Source organism: Viridibacillus sp. NPDC093762 (assembly GCF_050279675.1).
Taxonomy (GTDB): domain Bacteria; phylum Bacillota; class Bacilli; order Bacillales_A; family Planococcaceae; genus Viridibacillus.
In genome coordinates this window covers 52,756-74,449 of sequence record NZ_JBNNUK010000003.1, presented here as the reverse complement: position 1 = coordinate 74,449, position 21,694 = coordinate 52,756, and the positions used below count along the sequence as shown (strand labels likewise).

Genomic DNA, 21,694 nt, shown 5'->3' with positions numbered 1-21,694 from the left:
GGACCTAACCTACAAATGAATAACTACCGCCGTACAATCTATGGACATAACATAATGCATAATCACGATACTACCACGCATATAATCTATTAGATATATGAAGGAGGTCAAGCTATGCAACATATTTCCTGGGAAATCGCAGAAGGATTTAACTTTCCTGAAAGTTTTGGTAAACCGCAAGATACGTCGAATGTGAAAATTACACCTCGTTGGACACAGGAAGAGTCAGGTGAATCAGTATTCTTAACAGGTATTTATCATATTTCTGCCAATGTAGCATTTGCAGAAGGTGAAACACCACATCATGGGACTTCAACTTGGACAACAATAGAAGATTTAGACATGCAAGGAGAATCGGGTTATTTTGAATATGCTGTGCCGTTACATGTAAATTTGCCAAGAGATCGAGTGAATAAAGACGTCCCTGTAGAAATAAAAGTAGACTATATTACGACAACATTCCAAGGTGATGGTAGCTGTCATTTTAACTGGCAGGCGACATGTAATTATGAGGAACCACAAGTTGCTACTGCACAAGTAGAAGCAGAAGTAGTAGAAAGTTCATCTACTACTACTGCTGAGGCAAGTGCTCAAGAAAAACCAGAATCTGAATCGTTCTTATGGGATTTAGAAGAAGCATATACAATTAGAACGTACAACTTAAAGGAAATCCGTAAACAGTAAGTACCACAATAAGGCTAATACCAGAAGTAATATAATGTCTCCTGTTGTCGGGATGATGATTACACGAATACCTTGGAAGCAACAAAGAGGAACGATAATACTTCTACAGTAAAATCTTGTTTTCCGTAGCCAAGGTGGTAGAAAATAAGGATTATATTTTCGACGTGACATGAAATGTGGTCCTCCTTTCTAAAAAACTTGAAAATGCATCTTTTTTTCGATACAATAAGGTCATCTTAATATTGATGCATAGATAGGGAAGAGTAGAGTGTATTGTGTTTGCCAAAGAGAGGAAACGTTAGGTGCGAGTTTCCGCTTACACACATTTGAAGGTCGCCCTGGAGCAGTTTCTGTGAACCTGATAAAGCTTAGCAGAAGCCGGTTAGAAGCCGTTATACAATGAAGTGTCAGCACGTTTTTTGTGTTGAAATAAAGGTGGTACCGCGAATTCAACTCCTTCGTCCTTTTTAGGCGATAGGAGTTTTTTTATTTGCAAAAAACTACAAGATACTTTGTTGTTAACAAAAAATTAAAAGGAGGTCGTCAAATTGACAGAACAACAAACGACATCAATGCCAACGAAATATGATCCACAGTCAATCGAACAAGGACGTTATGAATGGTGGCTAAAAGGAGAATTCTTTAAAGCACAACCTGAAAGTGGCAAAGAGCCATATTCAATCGTAATTCCACCACCAAACGTAACAGGTAAACTACACTTAGGGCATGCTTGGGATACAACATTACAAGATATCCTAATTCGTATGAAACGTATGCAAGGATACGATGCACTTTGGTTACCAGGTATGGACCATGCGGGTATCGCAACACAAGCAAAAGTAGAAGCGAAACTTCGTGAAGAAGGAATTACTCGTTATGACTTAGGTCGCGAAAAGTTTGTTGAAAAAACATGGGAATGGAAAGAAGAGTATGCAGGTCATATTCGTCAGCAATGGGCGAAAATGGGTCTAGCGCTAGATTATTCTCGTGAACGATTCACATTAGATGCAGGACTTTCTGATGCAGTAAAAGAAGTATTTGTAAAACTTTACGAAAAAGGATTAATTTACCGCGGTGAATATATCATTAACTGGGATCCTGCAACAAAAACAGCGTTATCAGATATTGAAGTTATTTACAAAGACATTCCAGGAGCTTTTTATCACTTCAAATATCCATTAACTGATGGGACTGGAGCAATTGAAATTGCAACTACACGCCCTGAAACAATGCTAGGTGATACTGCGATCGCTGTTCACCCTAAAGATGAACGATACCAACATCTAATCGGTAAAACAGTAACATTACCAATAGTAGGTCGCGAAATTCCAATCATAGCAGATGAGTACGTTGAAATGGAATTTGGTACGGGTGTTGTAAAAATTACACCAGCTCATGACCCGAATGACTTTGAAGTAGGTAACCGCCATGACTTACCGCGTATTCTTGTAATGAATGAAGACGGTTCGATGAATGATAATGCTGGGAAATATAAAGGTATGGATCGCTTTGAATGCCGTAAAGCAATCGTTAAAGACTTACAAGGCATGGGTGTTTGTTTCAAAATTGAAGATCATATGCATTCAGTAGGACACTCAGAACGTTCTGGTGCGGTTGTTGAGCCGTATCTTTCAACACAATGGTTCGTTAAAATGCAACCACTTGCAGATGCATCATTAGAGCTTCAAAAAGATGAAGAAGGCAAAGTAAACTTTGTACCTGCACGTTTTGAAAATACGTATTCTCGTTGGATGGAGAATATCCGTGATTGGTGTATTTCTCGTCAACTTTGGTGGGGTCATCGAATCCCAGCTTGGTACCATAAAGAAACAGGTGAAGTTTACGTAGGTACAGATGCTCCAGCTGATGCTGAAAACTGGAATCAAGATACTGATGTATTAGATACTTGGTTCTCATCTGCATTATGGCCGTTTTCAACAATGGGCTGGCCAGATGAAGCAAACGAAGAATTTAAACGTTATTATCCAACTAATACATTAGTAACTGGTTATGATATTATATTCTTCTGGGTTTCTCGTATGATTTTCCAAGGCATTGAATTTACTGGTACACGACCATTTGAAGATGTATTAATTCATGGTTTAGTTCGTGATGAGCAAGGGCGTAAAATGTCTAAATCTCTAGGTAACGGAGTTGATCCAATGGATGTTATCGAAAAATACGGTGCTGACTCATTACGTTACTTCTTAGCAACTGGTTCTTCTCCAGGTCAAGATTTACGTTATTCAAATGAAAAAGTAGAAGCTATTTGGAACTTCTCAAACAAAATTTGGAATGCTTCACGCTTTGCTTTGATGAATATGGAAGGCATGACTTACGATGAAATCGATTTAACTGGTAAAAAATCAGTGGCAGATCAATGGATTCTAACTCGTCTGAATGAAACAATCGAACAAGTAACAACTTTAGCTGAAAAATTTGAATTTGGTGAAGTAGGTCGTCAATTATACAACTTCATCTGGGATGATTTCTGTGACTGGTACATCGAAATGGCGAAATTGCCATTATACGGTGAAGACGAAGCAGCGAAGAAAACAACGCGCTCTGTACTAGCATATGTTTTAGATAATACAATGCGCCTGTTACATCCATTTATGCCATTTATCACAGAAGAAATTTGGCAAAACCTTCCGCATGAGGGCGAATCAATTACAGTAGCTGCTTGGCCGACAGTTGATGAAAATTTAACTTCACAAGCACAATCGGATAACATGAAATTACTAATGGACATTATCCGTGCTGTTCGTAATATTCGTGCTGAAGTACAAACACCAATGAGCAAAAAAGTGCCTTTATATGTTTCAGCTAAAGACGTTGCAACACTTTCTGTTCTGGAAGATAACAAAGCATATCTAGAAAAATTCTGTAACCCAGAGCCTTTAACACTTGGCGAAGGTATTGAGGCTCCTGGTCAATGCATGTCAGCTGTTGTATCTGGTGCAGAACTATTCTTACCTCTTGAAGGCTTAATTGATGTAGCTGCTGAAATTGAGCGCTTATCACATGAACTTGAGAAATGGGATAAAGAAGTGAAAAGAGTTCAAGGTAAACTGAACAATGAACGTTTCGTATCTAAAGCTCCAGATGACGTTGTAGCTGCTGAGCGTGCAAAAGAAGCAGACTATATTGAAAAATATGCAACAGTGGAGAAACGTATTAATGAATTGAAAAATATGTAATAAAAAAATCGCTCAAGTATTATACTTGAGCGATTTTTTTTGTTATTAAAACGAACAATTTTCGATGAAATATGAGAAATCATTGCAATATATTTCTCAATAGATATATGTTGAAAGATATTTTAGTACTCTATAAATTGAACCTAAAAAAGGTCAAGAGGTAATTATAACCAAAATGTAATGTAGTTATTGTTCTTTATAATGGCTTATAATAAGAAGGTAAATGATTAAATAACAAGCACAATATACATACCAGGAGTGTTGAATAGTGTTTACAAATATAGAACAGTGCGTCGAGTTTTTAACCTCATTAAAAAAAGGTAGTAGTACATCTATTCCATTAGAAGTCGTTACTTCATTATTACATGGGTTTGGCGACCCCCAACATACTTTTAAAACAATCCATTTAGCAGGATCAAACGGTAAAGGCTCTACTTTAAATGCCTTAAAGGAAATATTAAAGTACAGTCAAGTAGAAAAAGTAGGCTGCTTTGTTTCTCCACACTTAGAGCGCATAAATGAGCGTATTACAATTAGTGACAAGCAAATTACGGATGAGCAATTCCTTTTATACGTCAATAAAGTGTTTGCTGCAATAGATGAAAAGGATGGAGTATACCCAAGTTTTTTTGAAATTATGACGATTGTTGCTTTCCTCTATTTTGCAGATGAAAAAGTAGATGTTGCTTTAATTGAAACAGGTATTGGTGGCAAATTAGATTCAACTAATGTGATTGATCCCATCATTTCAATAATTACAACGATTTCTCTAGAACATACAGCGATTTTAGGTGATACCTATGACAAAATTGCTTATCAAAAGGGTGGCATTATTAAAGAAAATAGACCCGTAGTGACAACGGTAGAGAATATAGATGCAATAGAAGTTCTTCGGAAAGTAGCGGAAAAGAAGCACGCACCTATAGCTATTTTCAACGAGGATTTTACGGCAACAATAGTCGCTCAAAAGGAACATGCACAGGTGTTTAATTACTCAAAAGGTGATTATGTTCTAACTGATGTTGAATTACGTATGGCAGGTCCTCATCAAATTAACAATGCTTCATTAGCTATTACGACAGCATTATTGTTAAAAGATGCTGGATACTTTGTCATTACAGAAGAAGCCATTCGAAAGGCTTTAAAAGAAGCAAAATGGGCGGGGCGCTTTGAAGAGTATGGTCATCTTATCGTAATTGATGGAGCGCATAATCCCGAAGGTACAAAAGCATTAATTGCCACATTAAAAGCGAAATATCCGACGAGGGAATACGATTTTATCTATGCCGCGCTACAGGACAAAGATCATTTAAAAAGTATAACGATGATGGCGGAAGTAGCAACCTCTATGACATTTACGCAAATAAATATGCCTAATGCCGCACCAGCAGAAGAATTAGCAGCATTATCACAGCACCACCATACTTATTTTGCTGCAGATTGGGAACGTGTAGTGAAGCGAGCAATTGAGAAAAAAGAGGACGAGCATGTATTAGTCATAACAGGTTCTCTTTATTTTATTTCTGAAGTACGTGCATTTTTAAACAATAAAGTGAAGAAGTAAATGAGGTGCCGACATGATTCCGAAATTAGATCACTATAAAGAAAAGTGGGGTGTCCGTAGTGATGCTTCGATTAAACCAGGGTTAACAGCTATTACTGAAGCATTACAATTAGTAGGGAATCCACAAGAAAACTTATCAGCAGTCCATGTGGCGGGTACAAATGGCAAAGGTTCAACGATTACTTTTATAGAACATATAAGTAAGGCTCATGGACTGTCGACCGCGACATTTATGTCTCCGTGTATTGAAGATGTACACGATCAAATTCAGCTAGATGAACAACCGATTACACCAGAAGAAATGGATGCAGTTTTTAGTATCATGGCGGATGAGGGATTAGATGGAAAACTAACAGACTTTGAACTGTTAACAGTAGCAGCCTTTTTAGCTTTTGAGCGCTTTGCACCTGATATTACTATTATTGAATGTGGTATGGGGGGGCGTTTTGATAGCACAAATGTTGTAACGCCAATCGTATCAGTTGTACCTAGTATTGCTTTAGAGCATACAAATTTTTTAGGCTCAACGATTGAAAGTATAGCTATGCATAAAGCAGGCATTATTAAACGAGGAAAGCCTGTGGTGACGGGTGTGTTACCAACTGAAGCAATGAAAATATTTACACAAGAAGCGAAAAAACTTCGCTCACCATTACTTGTTTACAATGAAAATTTCACCGTTACAGAAGGGGAATTTACGGAAATATATATGGCTAATGATGTACGAATCACGAATTTAACTCGTACAATGCCTGGACTACATCAGCGCAGTAATATGGCGCTAGCAATTACAGCATATAATATCGTTGCACAAGTAAATGGAATGAAAACAAATGTCGAAGCATTCCGAAATGGGATTCAAAGTGCTCAGCTAGCATGTCGCTTTGAACAACTTGCACCGAAACTTTATATTGACGGGGCACATAACCCAGCGAGTGCTAAAAGTTTAGTAGATGAGATTCAAGAGCAATTTCCTAATGAACCTATCCATTTTATCGTTGGAATGCTTGGGGACAAGGATATACGAGGAGTTTTAGCAGAATTAGAAAAAGTAGGTACTACCTTTACCTTTGTAGATGTAGCAAATGATCGTGCGATGGCTGCTGATGAGATTATGAATATGAGTAATGCGGTAAATAAATCGACAACATATGACATTTTAACTACTGTTCAACAAAAAATGCTGTTGAATGAGGTAATTATCATGACTGGTTCCTTATATTTGTTAGCAAAATGGCGAAAAATATTGCATGAAACATTTAATTGAATCGCATTAAATGGATGACTTTGGTAAAATGATTTGCTATAATTGCTTAAAAGTAGGCACAAATACTCACGATTAGAGGTGTGAGAAGTGAATTTGTCACTAAAGTTTAGATGGACCGTATTTGCAGTATGGTTGGTAACTGTACCAATCAGTTTATTTTTGGTATACCACTATTTCCCTCCACCAAAGTATATTGATGGGTCTGAGTTAATAGGCTTTATAGTATTGGCAATCATAACAGCCATTTTCCCTTTTGTTATAAACGGGGTCCCTTTATTTTTTATGCAATGGGTAAACTTAGCGGTATTTTTGAAATATGGTTTATTTATAGAATTGATTGTATTCCAAATTGCGCTGATTCCATTTTTATACCGTGCTAAGTTACTTAAGTTAAGTCTCTACCGCTTACCTTGGAATTCGATTATGTTTTTCCTCGTATCTTTCATCAGTGGTTTATTTTTCATCATAATTGGTGGAGAATTTGGTTCGCTTAGTATTCCTCATATTGTCTTATTCGGAATGGTTTATTTATTTATGAATACATTTGTGAATCATGTATTACTGAAATTGAGCTTAATCGTTATGAAGAAAAGAGCTCCATTTCTAACAAAAGATGATTATTGGGATTATAATAGTATGTTATTTACTTTTCCTATGGGGTTAACACTATATCTACTGTCGGAATATGTGGGTTCAATATCATTTGTTTTACTAGGTTTGCCGTTTTTAATAGTGACTCAAATTCTAAGAATGTATAGTACATCAGAAAGAGTAAATGAATACCTATCGTTGGCTGCGCATTTTGGTCATCAATTAGGAGATCGCTTGACGAGTAATGAAGTTGTGGATTTATTTATGGATAAAACTATTGAAATCATGCCTGTAGATCATGCTTACATTATCGATATTGTGAATGGTCAGCTACAATTTCTTAGATCACATGAAAATGGAGTAGCTACAGCGGTTAATATCTCTCATGAAAATATTTTGAAAACGCCTATCAAAGAAATAATGAACACAGAGCAAACAATTGCTTACAATCAACAGTCCGAATGGATAGATATGGGGATAGGCTTTTTGCCTTTTGCCACACAAAGTATAGTAATGATGCCAATCTCGAGAAATCAAAAAATGGTAGGAGTTTTATTGTTAGCTTCTAATAAGAAAAAATTCTTTGAAGAATATAAAATTCGTATATTGGATATACTAAGTTCTTATTTTGCTGTTTCCGTGGAGCGATCGCGATATATTGAGGCGACATTAAACAAAAGTGAGCGCTGTGGTTTAACTGGGTTATATAATTACAGGTATTTCGAAGAACAACTTACAATTAAAATGCAAGAATTAATGGATGGGGAAATACGTCAGCTATCGTTAATCATGCTCGATATTGATCATTTCAAACTTATTAATGATACGTATGGTCATCAAAGTGGTAATAGCATTTTATGTGACTTCGCTCGTACTTTAGAGGAAGAAGTGGGAGATAAAGGGCTATTAGCTAGATTTGGTGGTGAGGAGTTCGTTATTTTACTTCCTCATATGTCTAAAGGTGAGGCACTCCACTTAGCTGAAGAAATTCGTATCAATGTGCAATTTAAGTTATTTGAAATTGGATCAGATTTGAGTTTGAATCATATAAAAGAACATGTCACAATCACGACAAGTGTCGGTGTTTCAACTGCTCCTGAAGATTGTGATAAACCAATGGCACTAATACGAAATGCTGATAGGGCTTTGTATGTAGGAGCTAAACAAAAAGGGCGTAATCGCGTAGCGGAGTATCTAAAAACTTAAACATAAGCTAAGAGATTCCTAGTATTCTCTTAGCTATTGCAACATATAATGATTAGCAGAATACATATCAGTTAAATATTTTTCACTTATGAATGCCTGCATTACTATTAATATACTGTTGAAAATGAGCAAAGAAAACGTGGATTATAATATAAATGAGAGGGTGTACTTAAAATCAATCAATTAGAATTTCTAAACAAAGATCCTGGAAGTAGACAGTTAGAAAAGGTTCTTCGTGCACTCCGGAATATTGAACAACTAACTATCACGAAGATCGATCGTATTATAATCAAAAATGATGTGACCATTTCATTGTCTGGAAAAGAATTGGAAGAAGGAATAACGAATCATAGTAGCGAATCAATAACTACTGATGAAATATTATCACCAAATCTTTCATCAGTTAATCAACAAGTAGAAGAAATTCAGTATGCAACTCCCGTATGTTCTAATGCATCTGTAAGTTCCTCACTTAAGTCTGAATGTATAAAATTTGATGCAATGCTAATCTCTCCAAATTATGACGATGTTTATGATTTTTTAAAAGAAGTAGAAAGATTAGATCGTTTAGTCCGTATAGATAAAGTGAACTTTTCAGTACCAAATGGAGAAGTGGTTTTAAATGGATTAAAAGGAACTATTCAAACAACATTACAGTTAACGACTTTTTATTGTAGGGATAAGTCGTATTAGAAAAAATATTTAGCAGAATGATTAAGAGGTGTTTCAAAGTTGTGGTATTGACTTTGAAACACCTCTTTTTAATAGCAGTATAAATCTTTACTTTTAAATTTTTACTATTTCTTTACTCTTCTATTAAAGCTCCTTGAGAGGATAATTGTTTAGGGTCGTCATAAGACGGAACTGTTTCAATAGGTATAGGATTTGAGGATGCGTATTGAACATATGCTCCACCTGAAGCAGTAAAAGATTTTGCAATCACTGCTCCTGTAATATTGCCACTACCGGATAAAGTAATATCTGCGTTTGGTGCGAAAAATACTTTAGTAATAGCTGAAGAGGCACCATCTAATTCCACTTTACTTCCTCCAGAATAAATATCCCCTTGGAATCCTCCGCTACCTCCGAATTTAATATTGGTGTTTTTTGCATATAGTGATCCAAAGATCCTTTGATCACCGGCCATGTTTATTGCATTATTTCCTTTGTAATACACTTTTAGTTTGGATATACTCCCATTGTTGTTTACTGTACTTGAAGAGTTTGTTGTTATTTTATCTTTCACATAAATAGTTAATTTTCCAGAACCTATTATGTTAATATGTCCATTATCAATATTTAGGTGGTCTACTAGGAGGGACTTGTCTGTATTACCAACATTGATCGTTAATGAATAGTTACTAGATAGTATAATGTTTTTAAATTTCATGTTATTTGTCATATTAAGTGTATATTTGTCAGTAAGGTAGTGATTAATTAATAAATCGCCATCTTGTATAACATTTGTTTTTTGGGAATCGTTTTTTTTGACTTGCTCATTATTAGGGTATTTTACTTGCTCTAAATTTTTAAAATCATCCTCTGGGAAAGAAGGTAACTCGATATCAATAGGAGTGTTAAGGTCTGCTTTAGGTTTATGGCTATAATACGATGGAATATCTATACTTCTTGGATTAGATGATTCGGTTGCAATATCTGCCCCATAAATATTAGCGCTACCTGATAATGAGATAGTATTTTTAACATGGACTGCATATTTAGGTGTATATGTCTCAGGTGTTGGAGTTGTTTCAACAACTAAATATACAATATATTCTTGTGTTACCGTTCTTTTTTTGCCTCCAATTTCACCAGTTGATTTTATATAGTATTTGTTAGAGTCATCTTTATCTTTAGTTAATATTATTGTTGATTTCGGTTTTTTGCCAAAATGTTCTTCATAATTGCTAAACTGATTGACTGTTGAACTTGCAATGTTTTGTTCAGCTTGAGTGTAAAAATACTCTTTGAAATTAAACTTTAATTTTTCTTTAGTAGTTAAAGTTTCATAGTGATTTTTAGTAGAAATGAAAGCATCGTTCACCTTGTTATTAAGTTCTTCTCTTTTTTGTACAATACCTGCTTCTGCAATATAGTAGACTGATTGATCTGTACGTTCACCTGAAGATTGCTTCATTGTTGTTGCAGTAACGCTCATCAATGAAACACCAAGTATCGACATAACAACCAGTACCATAAGGACGATAATTAGTGTATAGCCATTTTCATTTTTTAAAGTGTGGTTATGTTTATATAATTTTCTCATTAGTTTCCACTCCTAACGACTATTTTTGTTTCAACAGTTTTTCCATCAAGATTTTTTATTTTGATATTCCAAGAATTATCTTTGTATTCAACCATAAATTCGCCAATATTAGTGGCGAAGGGCTCTTGGTTTTTGATGATGCTATTTGTATTTACCTCGAATTTATATTCATCGTTTTTTATTTTGATTCCATCATTAATAGAGCTAATATCAGTTGTTTTTCTCATTTCTTTTGTAAGGACTTTTAAGACATATGAAACCTCATTAAGCTGCTGATTTTTATTTAATTGTTTGTCGTATTGTTTAGAACTAGACAATTGAACGTTGAATATTAAAGTAGCAACTAAAGCGGATATGACGATAACTGCGAGTGTCTCTACTAATGTAATTCCTTTTTCGTTGTTTGCAATATTCTTCATTGTTTGCCTCACTTCCATACGAATACATTTTCCATTTGTGCTTTCGGAGTAACCTCTTTGTTCTCATAGACAGTAATAACTATGTTCGTTAAATTAGGTGCATTTGTGTTTTTTTTAAGCTTTAATTTAATAGTATTTTTAGCTTCTGTTTTAATGAATTCAACCCCATTAGCTTCAAGCGTATAGCCTAAACTTTTAATGGCTTCTTCCCGATTGCTATCCTTTTTACTCACTGCATAGGCTTTTTCCATTTCTGATTGTGCGATATATGTCGCATCTACAATGTTTTCTGAGTATTTTCCTGTTTTTGCCGTTTGGATAAATAAGGTAAAAAAGGCTGTTAGTAGAATTGCTAATATAACGAAAGATGCCAAGACTTCAATAAGTGTGAATCCTTTTTCATTTGAATGAAACGTCTTATAGAATTTCATCATTTTTAAAACCTCTTTCGTAAGATTGATAGAATATATTTTTCAACAATATGAGGTGATAGATAAAATAAAATATTAAAAGAGAAATTATATGAAAATGCAAGTGGTTCAAATAACCTGTTTATATATTAAACTATACACTTATATCATACCTTCTTCTGTGATATATAGCATATGTTTTAGTTAAAAATTCACAAAAAAATTTTTATATTGTGATAAAAGTCGTATCTTTTAGGATAATTTTTATTTATAATCTAGTTTATAGAGGAGAATATACAAAAAAAATAATTGGAGAATTAGAATATGAGGTTATTTACGAAATTCACAATAATTACACTGCTAGTATTCGGTTTTCTTGTTTCATTTGAATATAACGGGGATAAAGCATTAGCTGCTCCAAAAGGTTCTACTATAGGTAATGTATCTATAGAGAATTTGTCTAAGGAAGAGATGAAAAAACAGTTAAATGTAGCCATTGATACATGGCAAAGTAGCGAAATATTGATAACGGTTGGAGAAAAAGAGATTTTATTGACCGGGGAAGATTTCAAATTCGATATAAATGCCTCTATTAGACAATATGAACTTAGTATAGAGAAACCGTGGTATGTATTTTGGGAAAAGAAACGTATTGTACATGAGTCTTTGATTGTTGAATCGAATCCTACTTTAAAAGAGAAAATTGAAAATCAAACAAATTTAAAAGATGAAAATTTAATTACTCAAATTCTTGAAGCGGCGTCTTTTCTGAAGAGTTCTCCAATTAAGGTTGCAGTTAAAGATATATCAATCGATCAAGCTGAACGAATTTCATTTGAAACGATAGCTTTGAGTGAAAGCCAAACCGCAGAAATTTCGAAAATTGTTGCTCGATTAAATGGTTTAATAATTGAGCCAGAAAATGAGGTCTCATTTAATGAACTAATAGCCAATGCCTCTAACAATGAAAGTGCAATGACGATTGTAGCATCAGCTTTGCATAGTGCAGTAGTACAAACTAGCTTCGAAATATTGGAAAGGCACCAAGCTAACGAAGTTCCAAGTTATGTGTATCCTGGGTATGAAGCTGTTGTTAATCCAATATTTAAAAGAGATTTTCGATTTATATCCCATAGTAAAGTACCGGCGAAAATTGTTGCTACAGTAAAACCTGGTGAATTAAAAATTGAACTATATTCACTAAGCGGCAATCCAAAAGTGTCCGTCTTTGAAGAGGATAAAAAGATTGTTAAACCCCGTACTATTTATCGATATTCTTCTTATTTAGAAGAAGGAGAAAGAGAGATAGCTCAACAATCAGAGGAAGGTCTACAACTATTAATTTATCGAACTGTCACTATTAATGATGGAAATGAAAAGACAGAATTAATCAGTCAAAATTACTATGCTCCACAAAATGAAATCATTGAGCTGTCATCAAAACAAACACTGGTTGATTTGAATTCTACAAGCGAAGAAGAAGTTTCAGAAGAATGTAATGTGGATGATACATCAGATTTCTGTAAACCTTCAACTACTGAACGAAAAAAAGCAACTAAAAGTAAAAATGGTAGTCCTGTTCCTGAAGGAAGCTACTATACGGAAACAGGAGATATTGTTACACCTAGTACTAAATAAGGTGGCGAAGAGGTGAGGGAAAATGAGTAGAGTAAAAAGAAAAAGACTCGGGGATTTATTAGTTGAAGCTAACGCAATTACTCAGGAGCAGTTAGATTATGCTCTAAAAAGTAGAAGTATAAATGAGAGACTCGGAGATTTTCTAATTAGAGAAAATTTACTAACTGAGCAACTTTTAATTGAAGTACTAGAATTCCAATTAGGCGTACCTCATATTAGTATCAGTCAATATGCAATTGAACCGGAACTCATTCAACTAGTACCAAAAGAGTTAGCTAAACGTGCGTTATTAATGCCTTTGACGCGTGAAAAGAATAAGTTACTCATTGCTATGGCTGATCCTATGGATTATTTCGCTATTGAAGAAGTTCGTATGGTGACGGGCTGCCAAATAGAAACGAGTATTGCGACGAAGGATGATTTATATCGTTCTATTTCTAAATACTATGATTTACAGGAAACAATGGATGCTGCGTTGAATGATTTTATCCCATTAGAAAATGATGAAGAAACGGAAATTTTTGATGACGATTCTCCTATTGTTAAGTTAGTTAACCAAATTATCTCGAATGCTGTTGTTCAAAGAGCTAGTGATATTCACTTTGACCCTCATGAAACAGAACTACGTATTCGGTTACGTATTGATGGTGTATTAAAAACTGAGCGTTCCCTTCCAAAACATATGCAAAATATGATTATTGCTCGTATTAAAATTATGGGGAATTTGAATATTACAGAAAATCGCTTACCTCAGGATGGGAGAATAAAGGCCAATATTAATCTTCACCCGATTGATATTCGATTATCTACGTTACCTACAATTTATGGTGAAAAAGTTGTAATGCGTGTATTGGATTTGAATAATTCACACGGAGATATTCAAAAGCTGGGTTTTTCAGATAATAACTTAGAACATTTTAAAGAAATAATTTCTAAACCGAATGGAATTGTACTTATTACAGGTCCAACTGGTTCCGGTAAATCTTCTACATTATCTGCGACATTACATCATCTAAATGGTGAAGATGTCAATATCGTAACTGTTGAGGATCCAGTTGAATATCAAATGGATGGTGTAAATCAAATTCAAGTTCGTGAAGAAATAGGATTGACGTTTGCTACTGGCCTAAGATCTATTTTACGCCAAGATCCAGACATCGTCATGATAGGTGAAATTCGAGATTTAGAAACGGCGCAAATAGCGACTCGTGCATCCTTAACTGGCCACTTAGTATTAAGTACATTACATACGAATAGTGCGGTTGAATCTATTTCTAGATTGATTGATATGGGGATTGAACCGTTTTTAATTTCATCATCAGTTGTCGGAGTTGTGGCACAGCGTCTTGTTAGACGAGTCTGTCGTGATTGTGGTGAGTATCACGACTTATCTTTACAAGAACAGGAGATTTTCTTGAAACATAACATACATATTCAAAGAGTAAAGCGTGGTAAAGGATGTCCGTCATGTAATAAGACTGGATATCGAGGGCGACTTGCAATTCATGAAATACTCGTAGTCGATGAATATGTTAAAGAATTGATACTAGATAAAGCAGGAATTGCAACGATTAAAAAGCAAATGTATAACAAAGGCTATCGAACATTATTAGAAGATGGACTGTTAAAGGTGGCAGAGGGTGTTACAACGACAGAAGAAATATTACGTGTAGCAACTGATAATTAGGATGTGAGGAAATGGCAAAATCTATTATAGAATTACTAACTTATGCGGATGACAATGACGCTTCGGATTTACATGTAACTGTAGGTGTACCTCCGCATTATCGGGTTAACGGACAATTGCAACCGTATGGAGAAGAGAATCTGACACCTGATGATTTAGAGTTGATGATTAAAGAAATTCTACCACCGCATCGTCATGAGGAGTATGAAATAAAAGGTGAAGTTGATTTCAACTACTCACTCCCAGGAAGATGTCGATTCCGGATGAACGCCTATCATCAGCGTAATAGCTGCACATTAGCAGCACGTAAAATTACATCTGAAATTCCAACAATTGAACAATTAGGTATGCCGGAAGTATTGAAAAAATTATGTTGTAAACCCCAGGGGCTCATACTTGTAACAGGACCAACAGGCTCAGGTAAATCTACAACTCTAGCTGCAATGATTGACTATATTAACACGAATAATGCGAAACATATTATTACGCTAGAAGATCCGATTGAGTATTTGCATAAACATAAAATGTCGATAGTAAACCAACGAGAAGTGGGAACAGATACGAATAGCTTTGCCAACGGTTTGCGAGCAGCTCTTCGTCAAGATCCAGACATTATTCTAGTAGGAGAAATGCGTGATCATGAAACGATTTCAACAGCAATTACAGCTGCTGAGACAGGTCATTTAGTTATGGCGACATTGCATACAAGTAGTGCACCTACGACAATTGACCGTATTATCGACGTCTTTCCACCGCATCAGCAAAGTCAAATTCGTATTCAGCTAGCGAATGTCTTACAAGGTATTATTTCACAGCGTCTATTTAAACGAATAGACAAGCCAGGTAGAGTAGCAGCAACAGAAATTTTAGTACATACTCCATCTGTTTCTAATTTAATACGAAACGATAAGGTGCATCAAATCCCGAATATTTTGCAAACAAATCGAGCTCTTGGCATGCATACGATTGATAGTTCTATTCAACAGCTTTTAACGAAGAAAATAATAGATTTTGAAATCGCCAAAACGTATTTGAATGCAGGTGAATTTGGATGACAGTATTTCGTTACAGTGGTCGGTCTTCAAAGGGAACTGCGGAGAAGGGAATTGTTGAAGCTGGCTCCAAGCAATTAGCCGTTAAAAAATTGCGAGATCAAGGCATTAACCCTCGACAAATTGAAGAGTCCAAAAGTATTTTGCACAAGGATTTATCGGTAGGTAATGGAGTGAAAAATGAGGACTTTGTTATTTATTGTCGTCAATTTGCGACGCTAATTCGTGCAGGTATATCGATCGTAGAAGCAACACGGATATTAAGTGCGCAAACTTCTAGTAAGACGCTTAAAAAAGCTTTGAATGGTGTGGAGGAGGATATTCGCTCCGGTATTGCTTTTTCTGCTTCAGCAGCGAAATATTCAAAGGTTTTCCCGACGCTCTTTATCAATATGATGAAGGCTGGAGAAGCGACAGGCAATTTAGATGACACATTAGAACGAATGGCTTTTACCTATGAGAAATCTTTTAAATTACAGAAGAAGATTCAATCGGCTATGACTTATCCAGTTGTGTTAGTCGTCTTAATCATTTTTGTGGCCGTTTTTATGTTGCTATGGCTTGTCCCGAGATTTACAGCATCTTTTGCTAGCTTTGGCGCAGAACTACCAGCCATTACATTGATTGTCCTGGCATTTAGCGATGCTTTAAAAAAATTTTGGTGGCTATTTTTAGTCGTCGCTATAGTTGCAATTGGAGGATTTGCTTTTCTATTTAAGAATAATGAAAAGTTTAATTTTATGACTCATTATGTCCTATTGAAAATGCCGATTTTCGGAAAAGTACTGCAAAAATCGGCGATTGCTCGTATGACTAGAACGTTATCAACCTTGTTTAGCAGCTCTGTACCTATATTAAGTGCTTTAGCCATTGTAGAGAAAATTATTGGTAATCCTGTTATAGAAGAAGTGATTAGTGAATCTAAAAGTTCATTGGAAAAGGGGAGTCCACTAGCGCAGCCGTTAGAGAAAAGCTGGGTATTCCCACCACTCGTAACGCAAATGGTTGCTATCGGAGAGCAAACGGGTTCTCTAGATTATATGCTAGAAAAAATTGCGGAGTTTTACGAGGATGACGTGGATCGTACAGTCGATTCGTTGAAATCTTTAATAGAGCCATTAATGATTTTACTGTTAGCGGCTATTGTTGGATTTATCGTAGCAGCCATTATGCTACCGATGTTTAGTTTATATGAACAAATCTAGTGGACTTTTAATTGAAAGGAGGTGAAAAGGAGAAATGTCAACCGAGCAAGCACAACTAACAACTAAGGATCAACTTACATATACAAAAAAAGGAGGTTTTATCATGAATAAGATCAAAACAATGATGAAAAATGAAAGAGGTATGACTTTAATAGAGCTATTAGCTGTAATTGTTATTATCGCGATTATCGCATTAATTGCTATTCCTGCGATTGGGAATATTATTGCAAACTCTAAAGATAAAGCTATTTTATCTGATGCATCTCAAATAATTTCAGGTGCAAAAATTGCATTTGCAGATGGTGGATGTGCTTCAACAACAGTGTGTAATGGTGCAGAACTTAAAGGTTATGTTGAAGGTGAAGCTATTAAATTAGAAGAAAAAACAACAACGGTAACTAAAGCTGGTGAAGTTTACACTATCGTATATGCTGGTTTTGGCGATCTAAGTAAAGACGGCAAATTCAATAAAGAGATTAAAAATAATACAATATCAAGTACAGAACTTGCGAAATTAATGGGCAATAAGTAAGTTGAAGACACCCTATAAAATGTTGGTAGTAAACAATAGTGAAAAATACAGCAGCCTCCGCTGCTGTATTCCCTTTAATCTTTCGTTGAAGAAAGCCATAACACCTCAAATCTCGGCTTTCTCCACCGAAGTATTAAAGCTTTTTGATGTGGGAGGTACTCTGATGATATTTAAGAAGAAAAAGCGACAGCTGTCACTTATATATAATGATTATGCAATGCATATGTTAACAGTTAGTTCAAATGATTTAGCGCAGTCTACAATAGAAGGAATTCCTTTAGATGAAGGTATTGTGGTGGATGGTGTCATTGAGGATGAGCTTTCTTTTTTTGAGATTCTAAAGGAGCAAGTAAAAAAATATGGTCTTAAAGGCCAAAATGTACGCTTTTTTGTGCCAGATAGTACAGTTATGATGAAGGTAATTGATCATCCACAGGAATTAAAGGAAGTAGAAGTGATTAAAGAGTATGTAGAGATGGAGCTAGGACGTTCAATTCACCTACCATTTGAAGATGCGCTTATTGATATTTATGATGTACAGCCTGGGGATGGCAAGGCGACTTTATTTGCTACGAGTGCAGATGAGATTCAGAAGTTGACGGGGCTATTAGCTGATGCCGGTTTAACGCCTGTTGTGGCCGATATTAAATCTATCTCTAATTTACGTTTGCTTGAAATGGTTATGCCGAATATACATAATAGCGTAACGCTAATAACGGATTGGTCTATTAATGAACTCTCATTAACAATTTATTCGCAGGGGGAAGTCGAATTTTTACGTTATCAAACGATTAATACAGAGCGTAGTAAATGGTACCCGAAACACACGGAGGATACCTTTGATTATGCTTACAGTGATGATGTGATGAACTATAAAACAGCATTAATGGAGCCGTTATCTGAAATTGATCGTATTTTAAACTTTTATCACTACTCTTTAAATAAAGGCGAGAAAAGCGTAGGGAATATTGTTGTTATAGGAGATTCTCCAGAGTTGCCTTATATAATTGAGATGTTAGAAAGTCAATTAAATTTGCCTATACATACTTTAAAAGATTCGGTGATTACTAGTAAGTTCCCTAACTTTAAGGCATCTCAATCAAGTTTAATTGGACTAGCCTTAAAGGAGGTAGAGTAGGTTATGATTCCAGATATTAATCTCTTACCTAAGATAGAAAGAAAAAAGACAAATAGTCTACTTTTATGGTTATTTATAGCTGTCGTTTGTTTAATACTTATTGCTATTGGGGTAAAATATTTCTCTTTAAAAAGTGAGATTGAATCCTTGACCTCAGAGCAACAAAGTTTATCAACAGAAATTAATAGTTATAAAGGTCAAATCGCTGATATTCAGAAGAATTCACAAGGTACTCTTGCTCAATCTGTACAATTTGTTGAATCGATTTCATACCCAGTTACACCGATAATTGATAGTTTAGAAGGTCATCTTGAATCGTACGAAAAGCTTACGGACATTAAGTACGGTGCTGAAGGTATTGCAGTGACAATCGATTTTGAAACACTTAACGATGTATCTCTATATGTTCAAAAATTATTAATGGATCATTTATATACTGATGTCCAAATTGAAAAAGTAACGGCTTTTAAACCAGAAAAAAACGAGTATAATAATGCCGATTCAGATGCAGATTTAGTCCCCCGCTATACAGCAGAGTTTAAATTGGCTATTAGTAATTCAGATTTACTTGCGGAGGTAGAGCGCCCATGAATTCTTTAGGGAGTAATAAGAAATCAGCATATATTCTAATCGGAATACTTGTTATCACAATCTTATGCGCTATCTTTTATTATGCTGTGTATCCAAAAATGGAGGAAAGTAATACATTGAAATTTCAAATCGCGGATATGAGGAAAGAGGCAGCCACTCTAGATGAACAGCTTGAGTTAATAAAGGACGAACAAAAAGCCAACGAGAAAAGTATGAGTGAACTAAAAACGAAAGTACCGTTAGATCGTGATTTAAGTAATGTGATTAATGCTATTGAACAAGTGGAATTAGTAAGCGAAACAAATGTACTTGAAGTTACATTTAATAATTATGATGAGGTCGTGAAAGAAACAATCGAAACGAACGAAACCTCAACTAATAAGGAACCACAAAATCAAGTAAGTAGTGATAATGTAAACGGTAATGAGGAGAACGAAACGTCGACTACCCCTGTTTCACCGATTGCATCTAGTAGTCTACCAGAAGCATTAAAACTAATAACGATGACGCTATCGATTAGTGCAAAGGATAAAAAAGAAATAAGAGCTTTTTTAAAGGAAGTCGAAGTATTGCCTCGTATTATGCGTATTGACTCTGTAGAGTACGAGATACCAAATACTGATGTACAAAATTCAGAGGTAGAAGAAGCGCTTCAAGCAACCGTACAACTCACGGTATTCTATTATGAGGGTTCAGTAGAAGAATAAACTTTAATAAGAGGGATATAAATGATAATTGTTTATGCACTATTCTTTTTTATATTTGGTCTAGTTTTTGGTTCATTTTTTAATGTCGTTGGGTTAAGAGTACCTAAGGGGGAGTCTATTGTTCGGCCACCTTCACATTGTACAAATTGTCAAAGGCAGTTAACAGCTAAGGACTTAGTGCCTGTTTTATCCTTTTTGTTTTTGAAGGGAAAATGTAGAAATTGCGATGCAAAAATTCATTGGGTATACCCATTGATGGAATTTTTGACAGGTTTTCTATTTACATTGGCATATTTAGAATTGGGGTTAAAACCTGAATTAATTATTGCGCTATTATTTATTTCCCTATTAATCATTATTACAGTTTCAGATATTGCGTATATGCTGATTCCTAATAAGATTTTATTGTTTTTTGGGGCGCTCTTAGTGGTTGGACGTATTTTCATCCAGTCGGACCCATGGTGGGACAGTATTGTTGGAGCATTTGGTGGGTTTTTAATAGTATTACTCGTTGCTATTCTGTCGAAAGGTGGTATAGGGGGCGGGGATATAAAATTATTCTTCCTCATTGGACTAGTACTTGGTATTTTTTCGACATTACTTGCGTTATTTTTGGCGTCGGTTATAGGTTTAGTCGCAGGTGTTGTACTATTAATCTGCCGAAAGCAAGGGCGTAAAACGCCAATTCCCTTCGGTCCATCGATTGCGATAGCAAGTATTATTGCTTATTTCTATGGTGAACAAATTCTCGAATGGTATATGAATTTGTTATTTTAACAAGATAAATTTTGTAGACAAGACGACAGAAGTCTTGTCTTTTTTTATGGCCATCATGCTACGGTTAATAGAGGGGTGATGACATGAAATTTGAATCTAGAAATAATAAAAAAATGCTGCTCTTGTCTATGGTGCATGGTGTGATTATTGGTGTGGCAGGAGTTTTTCTATTTTTCATTGTATTGCATTTTTTTGATGGACAGGCAGATAAGCAAGTTACTAATGATAAGAAAACTGCAACAAAAACGACAACAACTGCTAAGGTTGATGGCAAAGCATATACCTTTTATGCACAACAGTATGGTGTTTTTTCAAGTGAGCAATCCGCGACGGAATTTTTAGGTACTAATCCAAAACTATATACGAGTGCTATCGTTTCATTTGGCGGTCAATATTTTGTATGGTCTGCTGTTGGAACGAAGGAAAAGGAAATTAAAGAAAGGGTAGATAAAGATTCATTCGTAAAAAAGATAAGCTTTAGCGGTGCTAAATGTGAAAGTCCAGCACTTGTCGAAATGCCCAAAGTGCTGAGTGCATCAAAAGTGTCAAAGTTTACTTTTGAAGACTCTAAGAAAAAGATTGATCCACCTTCTAATTGGTCTTCGAACATTGAAGCGGTGTCAAAGGTTTCAGACGATATTCTAGTAATCAGATTACAGCTAATTAGTCACTATACAGCACAAAACAAATGTCTCAAGATTGGATTTTAAGGTGTTAAAACCCATCAAATCTCGGTTTTAACACTTTTCAAAAAAATGTC

20 protein-coding genes and 1 other annotated feature are annotated in these 21,694 nt (G+C 35.2%); of the genes, 16 read left to right on the top strand and 4 right to left on the bottom strand.

The genetic code is table 11. From position 1 onward, the window contains the following. Positions 1-114 precede the first annotated feature (114 nt). Positions 115-684 carry a hypothetical protein gene (locus ACQKM9_RS05840; protein WP_427733462.1) on the top strand — a complete coding sequence of 190 codons (570 nt, stop codon included), beginning with the start codon at positions 115-117 and terminating at the stop codon, positions 682-684. Here the strand turns inward: ACQKM9_RS05840 and ACQKM9_RS05835 are convergent. Next, positions 661-855 carry a hypothetical protein gene (locus tag ACQKM9_RS05835; protein WP_427733461.1) on the bottom strand — a complete coding sequence of 65 codons (195 nt, stop codon included), beginning with the start codon at positions 853-855 and terminating at the stop codon, positions 661-663. The genes ACQKM9_RS05840 and ACQKM9_RS05835 overlap by 24 nt on opposite strands. 70 nt (positions 856-925) lie before the next feature. Beyond that, positions 926-1,153: a binding site (T-box leader), on the top strand. A gap of 103 nt (positions 1,154-1,256) precedes the next feature. On the opposite strand from ACQKM9_RS05835, the gene ACQKM9_RS05830 reads away from it, so the two are divergent. The 5 genes from ACQKM9_RS05830 to ACQKM9_RS05810 all read left to right on the top strand — a co-directional run bounded on the left by ACQKM9_RS05830 (position 1,257) and on the right by ACQKM9_RS05810 (position 9,205). Then, a complete protein-coding gene (locus ACQKM9_RS05830; protein WP_427733659.1) occupies positions 1,257-3,884 on the top strand; it encodes a valine--tRNA ligase in 2,628 nt (875 codons plus the stop codon). A gap of 268 nt (positions 3,885-4,152) precedes the next feature. After that, the gene (locus ACQKM9_RS05825) at positions 4,153-5,448 is read left to right on the top strand and encodes a bifunctional folylpolyglutamate synthase/dihydrofolate synthase (protein ID WP_427733460.1); all 1,296 of its coding nucleotides are present in this window, start codon (positions 4,153-4,155) and stop codon (positions 5,446-5,448) included. A gap of 13 nt (positions 5,449-5,461) precedes the next feature. Further along, entirely contained in the window at positions 5,462-6,715 is a 1,254-nt protein-coding gene (locus ACQKM9_RS05820) for a bifunctional folylpolyglutamate synthase/dihydrofolate synthase (RefSeq protein ID WP_427733459.1), read from the top strand. Positions 6,716-6,802: 87 nt separating this feature from the next. Further along, positions 6,803-8,512 (top strand): sensor domain-containing diguanylate cyclase, encoded by a 1,710-nt coding sequence (locus ACQKM9_RS05815; protein WP_427733458.1) that lies wholly within the window; start codon positions 6,803-6,805, stop codon positions 8,510-8,512. Between the two features lie 300 nt (positions 8,513-8,812). Further along, on the top strand, positions 8,813-9,205 hold the full coding sequence (locus tag ACQKM9_RS05810; RefSeq protein ID WP_427733457.1) for a hypothetical protein: 393 nt from the start codon (positions 8,813-8,815) through the stop codon (positions 9,203-9,205). Positions 9,206-9,317: 112 nt separating this feature from the next. Here the strand turns inward: ACQKM9_RS05810 and ACQKM9_RS05805 are convergent, their stop codons facing one another. The 3 genes from ACQKM9_RS05805 to ACQKM9_RS05795 are packed head-to-tail and all read right to left on the bottom strand — an operon-like array spanning position 9,318 to position 11,631. Continuing rightward, complete coding sequence (locus ACQKM9_RS05805) at positions 9,318-10,778, bottom strand: DUF7305 domain-containing protein (RefSeq protein ID WP_427733456.1); 1,461 nt, start codon at positions 10,776-10,778, stop codon at positions 9,318-9,320. Continuing rightward, positions 10,778-11,197, bottom strand: coding sequence for a PulJ/GspJ family protein (locus ACQKM9_RS05800; protein ID WP_427733455.1), 420 nt, complete (start codon positions 11,195-11,197; stop codon positions 10,778-10,780). Before ACQKM9_RS05800 ends, ACQKM9_RS05805 begins: the two co-directional genes overlap by 1 nt. Before the next feature lie 8 nt (positions 11,198-11,205). Beyond that, entirely contained in the window at positions 11,206-11,631 is a 426-nt protein-coding gene (locus ACQKM9_RS05795; protein WP_427733454.1) for a type IV pilus modification PilV family protein, read from the bottom strand. A gap of 300 nt (positions 11,632-11,931) precedes the next feature. Here ACQKM9_RS05795 and ACQKM9_RS05790 point away from each other — a divergent pair, with 300 nt between their 5' ends. The 10 genes from ACQKM9_RS05790 (at position 11,932) to ACQKM9_RS05745 (ending at position 21,644) form a co-directional block, all read left to right on the top strand. After that, positions 11,932-13,245, top strand: coding sequence for a VanW family protein (locus tag ACQKM9_RS05790; RefSeq protein WP_427733453.1), 1,314 nt, complete (start codon positions 11,932-11,934; stop codon positions 13,243-13,245). 22 nt (positions 13,246-13,267) lie between these two features. After that, positions 13,268-14,932, top strand: a complete 1,665-nt coding sequence (locus tag ACQKM9_RS05785) for a GspE/PulE family protein (RefSeq protein ID WP_427733452.1) — start codon at positions 13,268-13,270, stop codon at positions 14,930-14,932. Positions 14,933-14,943: 11 nt separating this feature from the next. Beyond that, positions 14,944-15,987, top strand: a complete 1,044-nt coding sequence (locus ACQKM9_RS05780; protein WP_427733451.1) for a type IV pilus twitching motility protein PilT — start codon at positions 14,944-14,946, stop codon at positions 15,985-15,987. Further along, the gene (locus ACQKM9_RS05775) at positions 15,984-17,189 is read left to right on the top strand and encodes a type II secretion system F family protein (protein ID WP_427733450.1); all 1,206 of its coding nucleotides are present in this window, start codon (positions 15,984-15,986) and stop codon (positions 17,187-17,189) included. Before ACQKM9_RS05780 ends, ACQKM9_RS05775 begins: the two co-directional genes overlap by 4 nt. Before the next feature lie 103 nt (positions 17,190-17,292). Further along, on the top strand, positions 17,293-17,721 hold the full coding sequence (locus ACQKM9_RS05770) for a prepilin-type N-terminal cleavage/methylation domain-containing protein (RefSeq protein ID WP_427733449.1): 429 nt from the start codon (positions 17,293-17,295) through the stop codon (positions 17,719-17,721). A 163-nt stretch (positions 17,722-17,884) separates the two neighbouring features. After that, the gene (gene pilM / locus ACQKM9_RS05765) at positions 17,885-18,859 is read left to right on the top strand and encodes a type IV pilus biogenesis protein PilM (protein WP_427733448.1); all 975 of its coding nucleotides are present in this window, start codon (positions 17,885-17,887) and stop codon (positions 18,857-18,859) included. A gap of 3 nt (positions 18,860-18,862) precedes the next feature. Continuing rightward, positions 18,863-19,450: a PilN domain-containing protein gene (locus tag ACQKM9_RS05760; RefSeq protein WP_427733447.1), complete on the top strand. Its 588-nt coding sequence runs from the start codon at positions 18,863-18,865 to the stop codon at positions 19,448-19,450. Further along, on the top strand, positions 19,447-20,157 hold the full coding sequence (locus ACQKM9_RS05755; protein WP_427733446.1) for a hypothetical protein: 711 nt from the start codon (positions 19,447-19,449) through the stop codon (positions 20,155-20,157). The genes ACQKM9_RS05760 and ACQKM9_RS05755 overlap by 4 nt, the downstream gene beginning before the upstream one ends. 21 nt (positions 20,158-20,178) lie before the next feature. Continuing rightward, on the top strand, positions 20,179-20,934 hold the full coding sequence (locus ACQKM9_RS05750) for a prepilin peptidase (RefSeq protein ID WP_427733445.1): 756 nt from the start codon (positions 20,179-20,181) through the stop codon (positions 20,932-20,934). An 83-nt stretch (positions 20,935-21,017) separates the two neighbouring features. After that, the gene (locus ACQKM9_RS05745) at positions 21,018-21,644 is read left to right on the top strand and encodes a hypothetical protein (RefSeq protein WP_427733444.1); all 627 of its coding nucleotides are present in this window, start codon (positions 21,018-21,020) and stop codon (positions 21,642-21,644) included. Positions 21,645-21,694: the final 50 nt, after the last annotated feature.